Source organism: Gandjariella thermophila, from assembly GCF_005405885.1.
GTDB lineage: Bacteria > Actinomycetota > Actinomycetes > Mycobacteriales > Pseudonocardiaceae > Gandjariella > Gandjariella thermophila.
The window spans coordinates 132,103-144,863 of record NZ_BJFL01000010.1 but is presented as its reverse complement, the minus strand read 5'-3'; the positions used below and the strand labels follow the sequence as shown (position 1 = coordinate 144,863).

Genomic DNA, 12,761 nt, shown 5'->3' with positions numbered 1-12,761 from the left:
CTCTGCTCAGGTACGTGCCGCTGCGGCGAGCTGGCGCATGCCGTGTGTCAGCTCGTCCACCAGCGCCTCGGGTACCCGGTACCCGCAGGCCGCCAACCAGTTGGCCAGCATCCGGTGCCCGCCCTCGGTGAGCACGGATTCGGGGTGGAACTGCACGCCCTCGACGGCCAGCTCCCGGTGCCGCATGGCCATCACCACGCCACCCTCGGTGCGCCCGGTGACCTCGAACTCCGCCGGCACGGTGTCCGCCCGGACGGCCAGCGAGTGGTACCGGGTGGCGGTGAACGGGCTGGGCAGCCCGGCCAGCACACCGCGCCCCTCGTGGTGCACCTGGCTGGTCTTGCCGTGCAGTAGCTCAGGCGCACGGTCCACCACGGCGCCCCAGGCGACGCCCATCGCCTGCAGGCCGAGGCACACCCCGAACACCGGGGTGCCGATCTCGGCGCAGTGCCGGATGACCGCAATGCTGCGGCCCGCGCGTTCCGGTGTGCCGGGACCGGGGCTGACCAGCACCCCGTCCGCCTCGCCCACCTCGGCGAGCTCCACCACGTCGTTGCGCCGAACCACCGGTTCGACGCCGAGCTGGGCGAGGTACTGCACGAGGTTGTAGACGAAGCTGTCGTAGTTGTCGACGACGAGCACGCGCATTGGCCCAGCGTAGCCTGCGGCGCCGATCCGAGACCTCCGCGTTGTCCACGAGCCGGTACGGCTCGGGTTTACCCGGTGGTCACCTGGTTGAACGGCAGCCGGGGCTCGACCCAGGGGAACACCACGAACAGCAGCAGCGCGATCACCGCCGCGGCCAGCAGTACCGCCTCGGCCACCCGCACGGCCAGCGGGCCGGGCAGGTGCCGCCAGATCCACCCGTACATCAGCTGGGCTCCCTCCCTTCCACGGCCCCGCGCCTGGTCATTGGGACTCCTTCAGCTCCGGCGGCACCTGGCCGGGGTTCTTCGGGTCCTTCGGGTACTGCTTGACCAGCACCGCGTGCACCACCAGCCGCTGCGCGGCGGAGAACTTCGGGTGGCAGGTGGTGAGGGTGAGCAGCGCGGCCTCCTGCCCCCTGCTCGGGATGATCCCGGGGTGGTGCGGCACCGGGGCGATCACGTCACTCTCGCTGGGCAGCACGATCTCCTGGCCCACCGTGTCGCCGTACAGCCCGCCCAGCGGGGAGACGCCCTTGCACTGCGGCTGGCTCGCCCTGCCCTGCTGCCAGGACTGCACCTCCTTCTTCATCGGCAGCACCCGGTAGACGAACCAGTCGGTCTGGGTCTCCACCACCACGGCGTCACAGGACTGCAGCAGGTCGAGGTCGTTGAACGGGGCACCCTTGCCGACCCGGTGGCCGGCGACCGCGAAGTTGCCGGGCTGGCCGGGCAACGCGGTGCCCTTGTAGTGGCCCGGGCCGATGTCCAGATCCTGGTCCGTGGTGCCCTCCACCAGGCTGAACACGTAGTCCGGGCCGAACGCCGGAATGTGCAGCTTGGCGAAGGCCCGGCCGTCGATCAGGCTGAAGTGGTCCTTGCGCCACTCGTCGTCCAACTCACTGGTGGCCGCGTGCTGCTTGCCCGCGGACAGCCAGTCGGTCACGTAGATCTCGTAGAAGACGAACAGCAGCACCACCATGCCCGCGGTGATGAGTAGCTCACCGAAGGTACGGACGGCCTTGCGCCCCGGCCCCTCCGGCGGTAGCTCGTCGAGGCGGTCGTCCTCGGGCGGCGGCGGGTCCAGCGGCGGGTCGGTGTAGCTCGGGATGACCTCGGTGGGCGGATCGGCCACCACCGTGCCCGACCGGCGGGCGATCACCTCGGTCGGTGCGTCGTGTGGGCGGGGCGAGGGGCGGGGCCGGTAGCCGCCGGCGTCTGGCCCGGCGCCGCTCATCCTCCCGCGGTCCGGCCCGGTCGGCCCGCCGGGGACCGCCCGAACGGCCGGCCGGGTGGGCGCGTCGGGGCGCGGCGCGGGACCACCGTTCCGCCCGCATGGCGGGGGCTGCGAACCCATCCCGTACCGCGATCCTGGCGGGCCGCCCGACGGTCTTCCCTGGTTCGGGACCGGCGGTTCGTTGCTCACCGGGGACCTCCTCCAGCCCTCGTCCGAAGGCCGCCGGACGCGCCGACGTCTCGCGCAGCCTAGACGGGGCCGTGTAGTGCTGGGGTGTAGCCCCCGACCTCACCGTGCCGGGGATCTACTGGTGGTTCGCGGAGCCGCCCGGTTACGTTAACGTGTTGGCGAGAGCGGTGGTTGCGAGTTCCCCGCCACCGACCGATTCACGCGAGGACAGCAATGCCGAAGTCGAAGGTCCGTAAGAAAACGGTATACACGCCACCGCCGGACCGGCGCACCCCGGTCAAGGCCAAGGCCGCCGGGCCCTCGCATCCGGTGTACATCGCCGTGATGCTCGGAATGATGCTGATCGGGTTGATCTGGCTGGTGGTGAACTACATCGCCGGGGACAAGATCAGCTTCATGAGCACGCTCGGCCCGTGGAACTTCGCCATCGGCTTCGCGTTCATGATCATCGGTCTGCTGATGACCATGCGCTGGCGCTGACCAGCCACGACCCAGCCGTGACCGGTGACCCGCTGTCGCCGGGCCGGCGCCGGGCAGCCTTCACACGCCGCGACGACGGCCCGGACGGTTCACCCGTCCGGGCCGTCACTCGTTTCGCGCCCGTTGGTCCGGGGTTCACCGGAGCGTCACGGAAGCACACGGCTGTAACTCATCCCCAGTGGGGACAACTTCTGTGGACAACTTTGCGCGATCTTGCACAAGGGCCGGTAGAGCGGCCCGACTGTCCACAGGCACACTCAAACGGCCGAGTGTCACCACTCTTCGCGACCGATCGACCACGCCAACCCGCCACGCTCAGCAACGAATCAGCGGGGACCTGAGCTGGCGCGCGGCGATCCGGGCCCGACCGCCGGCGACGCATGCGGGACACTCGGCCGGTGCAGCAGCGAACATGGTCCCCCCAGCCGCCGCTGGTTGCGCTGGGCTGGGTGCTGGCGGCCGCCGCGCTGGGCTGGCTGGTGGCCACCCCGGACCCGGCCGGCCGGCTGATGGCCGGGGTGGCCGCCGCGGCCCTCGGCCTGGCGGCGCTGTACGGCACGGTGGCCCGCCCCTGCCTGGTCGCCGACGCTGACGGGGTCGAGGTGCGCGGGCTGCATGGCGGCCGGCGCTGGGCGTGGCCCCAACTGGACGTGCGGGTGGTGCGCGTCCGCCGGCTCGGCCGGGAGGTGGCGCTGCTGGAACTCGACGGCTACGACCGGGACGGGGTGGAGCGGCTGGCCGTGCTCGGCCGGCTCGAACTCGGCGCCCACCCGGAGGAGGTGGCCGACGAGTTGTCCGCGCTGCGCCGCTGACCCGGGCAGCTACACCGCGCCGGCGAACTGCTGGTAGCGCAGCACGGTCAGGGCGACCAGCAGCACGGCCAGCGCGGCCACCGTGCCGGCCTGCCACACCGCGCGGTGCCGCGCCGGGGCGTACACCATCCCCGCGGTGGCCAGCGCGCCGACCACCAGACCGCCCAGGTGCCCGAGCAGCGAGATACCGGGGAGGGTGACGCTGATCACCACGTTCAGCGCGATCACGCCGAGCGCCGGCCCGGGGTTCAGCCGCAGCCGCACCGCGGCCACCGCGATCCCGCCCATCAGCCCGAACACCGCACCGGACGCGCCGGCCACCTGCTCCTGCGGCGCGCCGAACAGGAACACCGAGACCCCGCCGCCGAACAGCGAGACCAGGTACACCGCGATGAAGCGGAGCCGGCCGAGCACCAGTTCCAGATCCCGACCGATCACCCACAGCGCATACATGTTGAACGCCAGGTGCAGCGGGCCGTAGTGCAGGAATCCGGAGGTGGCCAGCCGCCACAGCTCGCCAGAGGCGACCGCGGGCGGCCACAGCGCCCACTCGGTGAACAGCCGGGCACCCGAGTTCGACACCACGCTGCCGGACTGCACCACGGTCAGCACGTAGACCAGCAGGTTCAGCCCGATCAGCGTGGGCACCACGAGCAGCCGCCTGCCGAGCGTGGCGCCGGCCACGGTGACCGGGCGCCGGGTGCTGCGCCGTCCCTCGTGCACGCAGTCGACGCACTGGTAGCCCACCGACGCCTCACGCAGGCACTCCGGGCACGCCGGCCGGCCGCAACGGGTGCAGCGCAGGCCGGTGGGACGCTCGGGGTGGCGCACACAGGTGGATAGGGGTGGGTGCGCCTGCACGTGGTTCCCCTGGCCGCCGGGCGGCCCGGGAGGGTTTTCGGTGGACACGCCGGGTCAGCCGCGCTCGATGCTGACGCGCTCGATGACGACGTCCTGCAGCGGGCGGTCACCGGGATCGGTCGCGGTCTGCCCGATGGCGTCCACCACGCCGCGCGATCGCTGGTCGGCGACCTCCCCGAAGATGGTGTGCTTGTAGTTCAGCCAGCCGGTGGGCACCAGCGTGATGAAGAACTGCGAGCCGTTGGTGTTCGGCCCCGCGTTCGCCATCGCCAGCAGGTACGGCCGGTTGAACTGCAGTTCGGGGTGGAACTCGTCGGCGAAGGAGTAGCCCGGTCCGCCGCGCCCGGTGCCGGTCGGGTCGCCACCCTGGATCATGAAGTCCTTGATCACGCGATGGAACACCGCACCGTCGTAGAACGGTCCCGTGCTCTCGCCCTTCGCGTTCGGCTGGGTGTACTGCCTGGTGCCCTCGGCGAGGCCGACGAAGTTACCCACCGTCTTGGGCGCGTGGTCCGGGAACAGGTTCAGCCGAATATCCCCCTGCGACGTGTGCAGGGTCGCGGTGACCTTCGTTCCGACAAGCGATCCGTTGCTGTCTGTCACACCGCCCATCGTGCCACCGCCCGTCTCGGTTCCCGAACGCGCACCACGATCGGCAGCGCGCCATCAGCGGAAACCCCGTCCAGGGGGCAGGATGGGAATGGCCAGAGGGTCACCCGTCGAGAGCTTCTGGAGCTGACGATGGACGAGGTCGAAGCCATGACCAGGGCCGGAGAGATGGTCGGTAGGGCCATGGGGACTGGTTTGCATGCCGTCCGCGTGCAGGCCGCCCGGGCCAGCCGGACCGGGGGCGCGGCCGCGGTGCGGGCCGCGCGGCGCGCCGAGCGGCGGCTCGCCGCGCGCGGCATCGCGCCAAGCCAGTTGCCGGACGTGCTGAGCGAGAGTGCGACCCGGGCCACCGAGCAGGCGGCGGCCACTGGTCGCCGGGCCCGCCGGAAACTCGCCAAGCGGACCGCGGGTGTTCGCGCCGACGCCGCGAAGCGGCGGGCCGAGCTTCTGCGCAGCGCCAAGGCGATGCGGAAGGAGGCCGCCAAGCAGGCGGCCGAGGCGCGTCGGCGGGCGAAGCGGGCCAAGCGGGACTACGCACTCCAGATCGGCCGGTCGCGGCGGCGCCGGTGGCCGTGGGTGCTCGGCGTGCTTGCCGCCGGCATAGGCGCGGTGCTGGTCGCGCTGTCCCGCCGACCGCAGGAAGTGCGGCTGGCTGACGTGAGCGAGGAGCCGCAGACGGTCGAGGGTGCGGAAACCGAGCAGCTGGCGCCGGAGCAGCGCGGCCCCGCCGCCGGTGAGACCACCGGCAGGCCACGGCACCAGCGGCGGCCCTGACCACGGCGCCCCGGGGCACCCGCCGCCGCCCACGCGGCGGGGAGTAAGCACGGCCCGAGGCCGGTGCACGCGATCGGGGCCGCGTGCACCGCATCCGCCTTGCTGCCCGGCGGCCTAGAGGGCCAGTGCGCTGATCACCTGCTCGGTGACCCGCCGTGCCTTGATGGTCTGCTTCTGGTTGGTGGTCACCACGATCGCCTCGCCGCCCTTGGCGACCGCGTACACCGCGCCGGAGTCGGTCGGCTGCGAGCCGCCCTGCCAGCCGCCGTCCAGGCTGGCCGGGTTTGACGTGCCGACCGGCGCGGCCTGGTCGACCAACCCCTTCGCCACCTTGGGGTCACCCACGTAGACCCGGGCAGTCAGCTGCAGGCCGCCGTCCGGACGGTAGAAGAAGCAGGCGGGGTGCGGCTGGTCGGCGGAGACCCGTACCTTGCCGACATGCTGACCGTTCGCTTCCGCGACGAACTCGGTCTGCAGGTAGGGGCACGGTCCGTTCGCGGTGGGCTGCGGCTGCGGCGGCAACGCGACCGGCGCGGCGGCGGGTGCCGGCTGGGCGGACGACTCGCCGGCCGGATGCGACCCGGTGAGGTTGCACGCCGCCGTGGCGAGCAGCGCCAGCAGCGATCCGGCGACCGGAACGACTCGCCTGGTGACCCGGCTGATCAACACATGCTCCCGTTACCGAATCTCGCCACGTCACCGTGTGCCCACGGCCGGTCAGCGGGCCAGGGAGGCAGCAGGTTATGCGACCAGGCCCCACGATGGCCCGGGAATTCGGCCGGCCCGGACGACCACTCCCGGTGTCCGGGCGGCGGTGTGAGGGGCACGCCCCCACAGCAGCGGTGAGCGAGCCCGGCCCGCATGTTGCGCGAACGGACCCACCCACTCGCGAGTGGAGACGAGGGGAATCGAACCCCTAACCCCCGCCTTGCAAAGGCGGTGCTCTGCCAATTGAGCTACGTCCCCCGGCGAGCGGGAGAAGCTCGTCCCGTCTCGCTCAGCTCTCGGTCGGAGCGGTGGCCTCGCGCCACAGGTCCGCCTCGGCCTTGGCCGAGCGGCTCCGGCGCACGAACAAGAGCACAGCCCCAGCCACAGCCGCGAGCACGAGAAGCTTCTTCACGTCCGTTCGCCTCCTAAAGCGGCGGGCCCAACACGTCAGCGAGCCGGGGCTTGCCCCGGGCGGGGTGTGGAGGCGGTACCCCCACAAAGCAGGGCGAGCGAACCTGTTCCGCGGATGACGCAAACCTGGATCGCTCGCTCGTGGGCCTAGCTGGACTCGAACCAGCGACCTCTTCGTTATCAGCGAAGCGCTCTAACCGTCTGAGCTATAGGCCCCCGGGGTGCGCCCGCAAGATTACCCCACCGCCCGGCGCACCCCAAACTCGGGTCGAGCCGGCGCTACTCCCGTTCGGACAGCGTCACCTCGAGGCCACCGGCCAGGTCAGCGGAAACGTTGTAGATGAAGGCGCTCACGGTGGCCAGCGCGGTGAACAGGATGATGTTGATCACGCCGACGACCGCGGCCACCCCGAACACCCTGCCGACACTGATCAGGTTCCCCGATGACCCCTCGGAGCCGCCCTGCACCAGGTCGTTGTAGGTGCCGTTGAGCTTGTCCCAGACGCCCATGCCGTCCAGCACGCCGTAGAGCACGCCGACGGCCACCATCCAGATGAAGAACATGGCCACCGACAGCACGCCGGCGAGCTTGAGCACCGACCACGGGTCCACCCGTTTCACCTGCAGGCTCGCCCGCCGCGGTCCGCGCCCGGGGCGCCGGGCGCTCGGCGCTGCGGTACCGGACCGGCCGGCGGGCGGGCCCAGGTTCACCGCGGTCCGTCCCGCGCCACCGGCCCCGTAGCTGGTCTGCGGGCCGCCGAACAGGTTGCCGGCGGCGGCGCCGACCACACCGGGCTGGTTCAGCGCCGGCTGGTTCACCACGGTGGCCTCCGGATCGAAGTCGCCCTGCCCAGCGCTCGGCTGCCCACCGGCCTGGCCGGCAGGCCGCGCACCGGGCTGCCCGACCGGCTGGCCCACCGCGGACTGGTCGCCCGCGGGAGCCTGCTGCTGGCTTGCGTTCTCGGCCACGTACTGCGCGTCGCTGGTCACCCGCTGCCACGGCGGCGGCACCGATGCGGCCGGGTCGGGGTACTCCTCCTGCTGCTCGTCCTGCTGCTGCCCGGTCCCGGCGGCCGGCTCCGCCGCGGCCGGCGGGACCGGCGTCTCCCGCTCGGTAGGCGGATCCGCCTGCGACTGCTGCTGGCTGGCCTGGGCCGGCTGCTCCTGACCGTCGGAACCCTCCGGGTGCTGCCCGGACTCCTGCCGGGCAGCCGCCGGTTCGGTCATCACCGAGGTTCGCTCCGCGTCGCTGCCGGCGCTGCGCTGCTGGTGTTCCGGCTTCTCCGGTGGAGTCACGAGCGCTTCCTTATTGGGTCGAAACGTCCAGGCTTACTTGGCGGTGTCGGTCGGCGCCCCCGTCACGGGGACGTCCGAAGGCTCATCGGCGTTGCGCGCCACCGCGACGAGCGTGGTGCCCTCACCGAGGTTCATCAGGCGCACCCCCTTGGTCTGCCGGCCGGCCTTCCGCACCTCGCTGGCCTGGGTCCGGATGACCCCGCCGGACGAGGTGATCGCGTACAGCTCATCATCCGCATGCACGATGAGAGCCCCCACCAGCGTGCCACGCCGGCGGTCGTGCTGAATGGTCAGCACACCCTTGCCGCCGCGGCCCTGCACCGGGTAGTCCTCGATCGGGGTGCGCTTGGCGTACCCGCCGTCCGTGGCGACCAGCACGAACGTGTCCCGCTGGACAACCCCCATGGCGAGCAGCTCGTCGCCGCCGTTGAACCGCATGCCCAGCACGCCCGAGGTGGCCCGGCCCATCGGCCGCAGCGTCTCGTCGTCGGCGTGGAACCTGATCGACTGGCCGCCGGCAGACACCAGCAGCAGGTCGTCGTCGGCGTGGCACAGCGCCGCCCCGACCAGCTCGTCGTCCTCCCGGAGGTTGATGCCGATCAGCCCGCCGGAGCGGCTGGAGTCGAAGTCGGCCAGCCGGCTCTTCTTCACCAGGCCCCTCTTGGTGGCCAGCACGAGGTACGGCGCCGCGTCGTAGTCCTTGATGTGGATGACCTGGGCGATGTGCTCGTCCGGCTGGAACGCCAGCAGGTTGGCCACGTGCTGGCCGCGGGCGCTGCGGTTGGCCTCGGGCAGCTCGAACGCCTTCGCCCGGTAGACCCGACCCTTGTTGGTGAAGAAAAGAATCCAGTCGTGTGTCGAGCAGACAAAGAAGTGCGCGACGATGTCGTCCTGCTTGAGCACCGCGCCCTGCACGCCCTTGCCGCCGCGCTTCTGCGCGCGGTAGAGGTCGGTCCGGGTGCGCTTCGCGTAGCCGGTGCGGGTGATGGTGACGACCACGTCCTCGACCGCGATCAGGTCCTCGATCGACACCTCGCCGTCGAACGGCACGATCCGGGTCCGCCGGTCGTCGCCGTGCTTCTCGACGATCTCCATCAGCTCGTCGCGGACGATGGAACGCTGCCGTTCCGGCCTGGCCAGGATGTCCTGCAGGTCGGCGATCTCCCGCTCGATCTCGGCCAGCTCATCGATGATCTTCTGACGCTCCAGGGCGGCCAGCCGGCGGAGCTGCATCTCCAGGATCGCGTTCGCCTGGATCTCGTCCACGTCGAGCAGTTCGATCAGGCCGGTGCGCGCCTCGTCAACCGTGGGCGAGCGGCGGATCAGCGCGATGGTCTCGTCGAGCATGTCCAGCGCCTTGACCAGGCCGCGCAGGATGTGCGCCCGCTCCTCCTTCTTGCGCAGGCGGTAGCGGGTACGCCGGACGATGACCTCGACCTGGTGGCGGACGTAGTGCCGGATGATCTGGTCCAGCCGCAGCGTGCGGGGCACCTGGTCGACCAGGGCCAGCATGTTGACCCCGAAGGTGGTCTGGAGCTGGGTGTGCTTGTAGAGGTTGTTCAGCACCACCTTGGCGACCGCGTCCCGCTTGAGCGTGACCACGATCCGCATGCCGCGCCGCCGGTTGGACTCGTCGGCGATGTCCGAGATCCCGGTGAGCTTCCCGTCCCGCACCAGCGCGGCGATGTTCTCCACCAGGTTGTCCGGGTTGACCTGGTAGGGCAGCTCGGTGACGACCAGGATGGTCCGCCCCTTGGCGTCCTCCTCCACGTCGACCACCGCACGCATGCGGATCGAGCCGCGGCCGGTGCGGTAGGCGTCCTCGATGCCCGAGGTGCCGAGGATCAGCCCGGAGGTCGGGAAGTCCGGACCCTTGATCCGCTGCATGAGCGCGGCGAGGGTCTCGTCCTCGGAGGCCTCCCAGTTCTCCAGCGCCCACACCACGCCGTCGGCGACCTCGCGCAGGTTGTGCGGCGGGATGTTGGTCGCCATCCCGACCGCGATCCCGTTACCGCCGTTGACCAGCAGGTTGGGGATACGCGCCGGCAGCACGTCCGGCTCGAGGGTGCGCCCGTCGTAGTTCGGCGAGAAGTCGACGGTCTCTTCCTCGATGTCGGCCAGCATGTGCATGGCCAACTGGGTGAGCCGGCACTCCGTGTACCGCATCGCGGCGGCCGGGTCGTTGCCCGGGGAGCCGAAGTTGCCCTGGCCGTCGACGAGCGGATAGCGCATCGACCACGGCTGGGCCAGACGGACCAGCGCGTCGTAGATCGCCGAGTCGCCGTGCGGGTGGTAGTTACCCATCACGTCGCCGACGACCCGGGCGCACTTGGAGTAGTTGCGGTCCGGGCGCAGCCCGGAGTCGAACATCGAGTAGAGGACGCGGCGGTGGACCGGCTTCAGCCCGTCGCGGACGTCCGGCAGCGCGCGACTCACGATGACGCTCATCGCGTAGTCGATGTAGGAGCGCTGCATCTCCTGCTGGATGTCGACCGGTTCGATGCGGTCGCCCTCGGGGGGGATGGTTTCAGTCACGACCGAGTTTTCCTTTCAAGCGCCCGCCGGGGATACGAGCGTCAGCGCCCTTGTTCTGAGCCACCGCAACTCGGGCAGATATGTCGTTTGTCGGCTGGGTTCCTTCCGGTGCCGTTACAGACCGGACACTGCTCCAAGGGGCTCACGGCGTCGTTCCCTTCATCCGTCGGCACCCACCAGTCCAATACGGACAAGGGGTTCACACGTCGAGAAAGCGGACGTCCTTGGCGTTGCGGGTGATGAAGGACCGGCGGGCCTCCACGTCCTCGCCCATCAGGACGCTGAACAGCTCGTCGGCGGTGGCCGCGTCGTCCAGCGTGACCTGGAGCAGGATCCGGTTGGCCGGGTCCATCGTGGTCTCCCACAGCTCCTCGGGGTTCATCTCGCCGAGGCCCTTGTACCGCTGGATGCCTTCTTCCTTGGGCAGCTTCTTGCCAGCGGCCTGGCCCTGCTCGAGCAGCCCGTCCCGCTCCCGGTCGGAGTAGGCGTACTCGGGGTCGCTGCGCTGCCACTTGATCTTGTACAGCGGCGGCTGGGCCAGGTAGACGTGCCCCTGCTCGACCAGCGGGCGCATGAACCGGAACAGCAGGGTGAGCAGCAGGGTACGGATGTGCTGGCCGTCCACGTCGGCGTCGGCCATCAGCACGATCTTGTGGTAGCGCAGCTTGCTGAGGTCGAACTCGTCATGGATCCCGGTGCCCAGCGCGGTGATCAGGCTCTGCACCTCGGTGTTCTTCAGCACCCGGTCCAGCCGAGCCTTCTCCACGTTGATGATCTTGCCGCGGATCGGCAGGATCGCCTGGAAACGCGAGTCCCGGCCGTCCTTGGCCGAGCCGCCCGCGGAGTCACCCTCCACGACGTAGAGCTCGCACTCCTCCGGGTTGGTGGACCGGCAGTCCTTGAGCTTGCCGGGCAGCCCGCCGATGTCCAGCGCGCCCTTGCGGCGCACCAGCTCCTTGGCCTTGCGCGCGGCGATCCGGGCCTGCGCGGAGGACACCGCCTTGCTGATGATCGCCTTGGCCTCGCTCGGGTTCCGGTCGAACCAGTCGGCCAGCCACTCGTTGCAGGTGGTCTGCACGAACGACTTGGCCTCGGTGTTGCCCAGCTTGGTCTTGGTCTGGCCCTCGAACTGCGGCTCCTTGAGCTTCACCGAGATGATCGCGGCCAGGCCCTCGCGGACGTCGTCTCCGGTGAGGTTGGTGTCCTTCTCCTTGAGCAGCCGCTTGTCCCGCGCGTAGGCGTTGATCACCCGGGTGAGCGCGGCGCGAAAGCCCTCCTCGTGGGTGCCGCCCTCGTGCGTGTTGATCGTGTTGGCGAAGGTGAACACCGACTCGCTGTAGCCGGTGTTCCACTGCATCGCCACCTCGACCTCGATGTTGTCCTCCTTGGCGGCGAACGAGATGACCTTGCGGTGCACCGCCTCGCGGGTGGCGTTGATGTGCCTGACGAAGTCCTCCAGGCCGCCCGGGTAGTGGAAGACGCGCTCGCGGACCGGGCCGGTCTCGGCGTCCTCCTCGACCTCCCCCGGCCGCTCGTCGCGCAGCACGATGGTCAGCCCCTTGTTGAGGAAGGCCATCTCCTGCAGCCGGCGGGCCACGGTCTCGGCGTTGAAGGTGGTGGTCTCGAAGATGTTCGGGTCGGGCCAGAAGGTCACCGTGGTACCGGTGCGCCTGGTGGTCTCGCCCTTGCGCAGCGGGTGCACCGGCTTGGAGTCCTCGTAGCGCTGCCGCCACACGTGCCCGCGCAGGTGGATCTCCACCTCCAGCGCGCTGGACAGCGCGTTCACCACGGACACGCCGACACCGTGCAGGCCGCCGGAGACCGCGTACGAGTCGCCGCCGAACTTGCCGCCGGCATGCAGCGTGGTGAGCACGACCTCCACGGCCGGTCGGTTCTCCACCGGGTGGGTGTCCACCGGGATGCCACGGCCGTCGTCGATCACCTGCACGCCGCCGTCCGCGCGCAGCACCACCTCGACCTTGGTCGCGTAGCCGGCCATCGCCTCGTCGACGGCGTTGTCCACCACCTCCCAGACGAGGTGGTGCAGGCCACGCTCACCAGTGGAGCCGATGTACATGCCAGGCCGCTTGCGGACGGCTTCGAGACCCTCGAGGACGGTGATGGACGACGCGGTGTACTCGTTCTTCTTGGCTGCCACGGGCCTCGGTCTCTCCTCAAGCCGACGGGGACCGCGGACGCGCCGCG

The 12,761-nt window shown here is 70.6% G+C and carries 13 protein-coding genes and 2 tRNA genes; 3 read left to right on the top strand and 12 right to left on the bottom strand.

The window, feature by feature from the left end; translation table 11 throughout:
* Positions 1-6: 6 nt before the first annotated feature.
* From FFT21_RS12770 to FFT21_RS12765, 3 genes are all read right to left on the bottom strand, one after another.
* A complete protein-coding gene (locus tag FFT21_RS12770) occupies positions 7-648 on the bottom strand; it encodes an aminodeoxychorismate/anthranilate synthase component II (protein ID WP_137814047.1) in 642 nt (213 codons plus the stop codon).
* 68 nt (positions 649-716) lie between these two features.
* Complete coding sequence (locus FFT21_RS29140; protein WP_192909508.1) at positions 717-872, bottom strand: hypothetical protein; 156 nt, start codon at positions 870-872, stop codon at positions 717-719.
* A gap of 37 nt (positions 873-909) precedes the next feature.
* Positions 910-1,881, bottom strand: a complete 972-nt coding sequence (locus FFT21_RS12765) for a class E sortase (protein WP_137814046.1) — start codon at positions 1,879-1,881, stop codon at positions 910-912.
* Between the two features lie 402 nt (positions 1,882-2,283).
* On the opposite strand from FFT21_RS12765, the gene crgA reads away from it, so the two are divergent.
* A complete protein-coding gene (crgA, locus tag FFT21_RS12760) occupies positions 2,284-2,550 on the top strand; it encodes a cell division protein CrgA (protein ID WP_137814045.1) in 267 nt (88 codons plus the stop codon).
* 398 nt (positions 2,551-2,948) lie between these two features.
* A complete protein-coding gene (locus FFT21_RS12755) occupies positions 2,949-3,362 on the top strand; it encodes a PH domain-containing protein (protein ID WP_225978351.1) in 414 nt (137 codons plus the stop codon).
* A 9-nt stretch (positions 3,363-3,371) separates the two neighbouring features.
* Here the strand turns inward: FFT21_RS12755 and FFT21_RS12750 are convergent, their stop codons facing one another.
* A complete protein-coding gene (locus FFT21_RS12750) occupies positions 3,372-4,109 on the bottom strand; it encodes a rhomboid family intramembrane serine protease (protein ID WP_307722924.1) in 738 nt (245 codons plus the stop codon).
* A 168-nt stretch (positions 4,110-4,277) separates the two neighbouring features.
* Positions 4,278-4,835: a peptidylprolyl isomerase gene (locus FFT21_RS12745; protein ID WP_137814042.1), complete on the bottom strand. Its 558-nt coding sequence runs from the start codon at positions 4,833-4,835 to the stop codon at positions 4,278-4,280.
* 129 nt (positions 4,836-4,964) lie between these two features.
* Here FFT21_RS12745 and FFT21_RS12740 point away from each other — a divergent pair, with 129 nt between their 5' ends.
* Complete coding sequence (locus FFT21_RS12740; RefSeq protein ID WP_137814041.1) at positions 4,965-5,606, top strand: hypothetical protein; 642 nt, start codon at positions 4,965-4,967, stop codon at positions 5,604-5,606.
* Between the two features lie 114 nt (positions 5,607-5,720).
* Here FFT21_RS12740 and FFT21_RS12735 read toward each other — a convergent pair whose 3' ends face one another.
* The 7 genes from FFT21_RS12735 to gyrB all read right to left on the bottom strand — a co-directional run bounded on the left by FFT21_RS12735 (position 5,721) and on the right by gyrB (position 12,714).
* Entirely contained in the window at positions 5,721-6,224 is a 504-nt protein-coding gene (locus tag FFT21_RS12735) for a DUF2020 domain-containing protein (protein ID WP_137814076.1), read from the bottom strand.
* Between the two features lie 275 nt (positions 6,225-6,499).
* A tRNA-Ala gene (locus FFT21_RS12730) sits at positions 6,500-6,572 on the bottom strand.
* Between the two features lie 31 nt (positions 6,573-6,603).
* Positions 6,604-6,726 (bottom strand): DLW-39 family protein, encoded by a 123-nt coding sequence (locus FFT21_RS29730; RefSeq protein WP_225978349.1) that lies wholly within the window; start codon positions 6,724-6,726, stop codon positions 6,604-6,606.
* 141 nt (positions 6,727-6,867) lie between these two features.
* Positions 6,868-6,941: transfer RNA gene (locus FFT21_RS12725), tRNA-Ile, on the bottom strand.
* 63 nt (positions 6,942-7,004) lie between these two features.
* Entirely contained in the window at positions 7,005-7,736 is a 732-nt protein-coding gene (locus FFT21_RS12720) for a DUF3566 domain-containing protein (protein WP_443093358.1), read from the bottom strand.
* Positions 7,737-8,054: 318 nt separating this feature from the next.
* Positions 8,055-10,556, bottom strand: a complete 2,502-nt coding sequence (gene gyrA, locus FFT21_RS12715; RefSeq protein WP_137814040.1) for a DNA gyrase subunit A — start codon at positions 10,554-10,556, stop codon at positions 8,055-8,057.
* A gap of 199 nt (positions 10,557-10,755) precedes the next feature.
* Complete coding sequence (gene gyrB / locus FFT21_RS12710) at positions 10,756-12,714, bottom strand: DNA topoisomerase (ATP-hydrolyzing) subunit B (protein WP_137814039.1); 1,959 nt, start codon at positions 12,712-12,714, stop codon at positions 10,756-10,758.
* Positions 12,715-12,761: the final 47 nt, after the last annotated feature.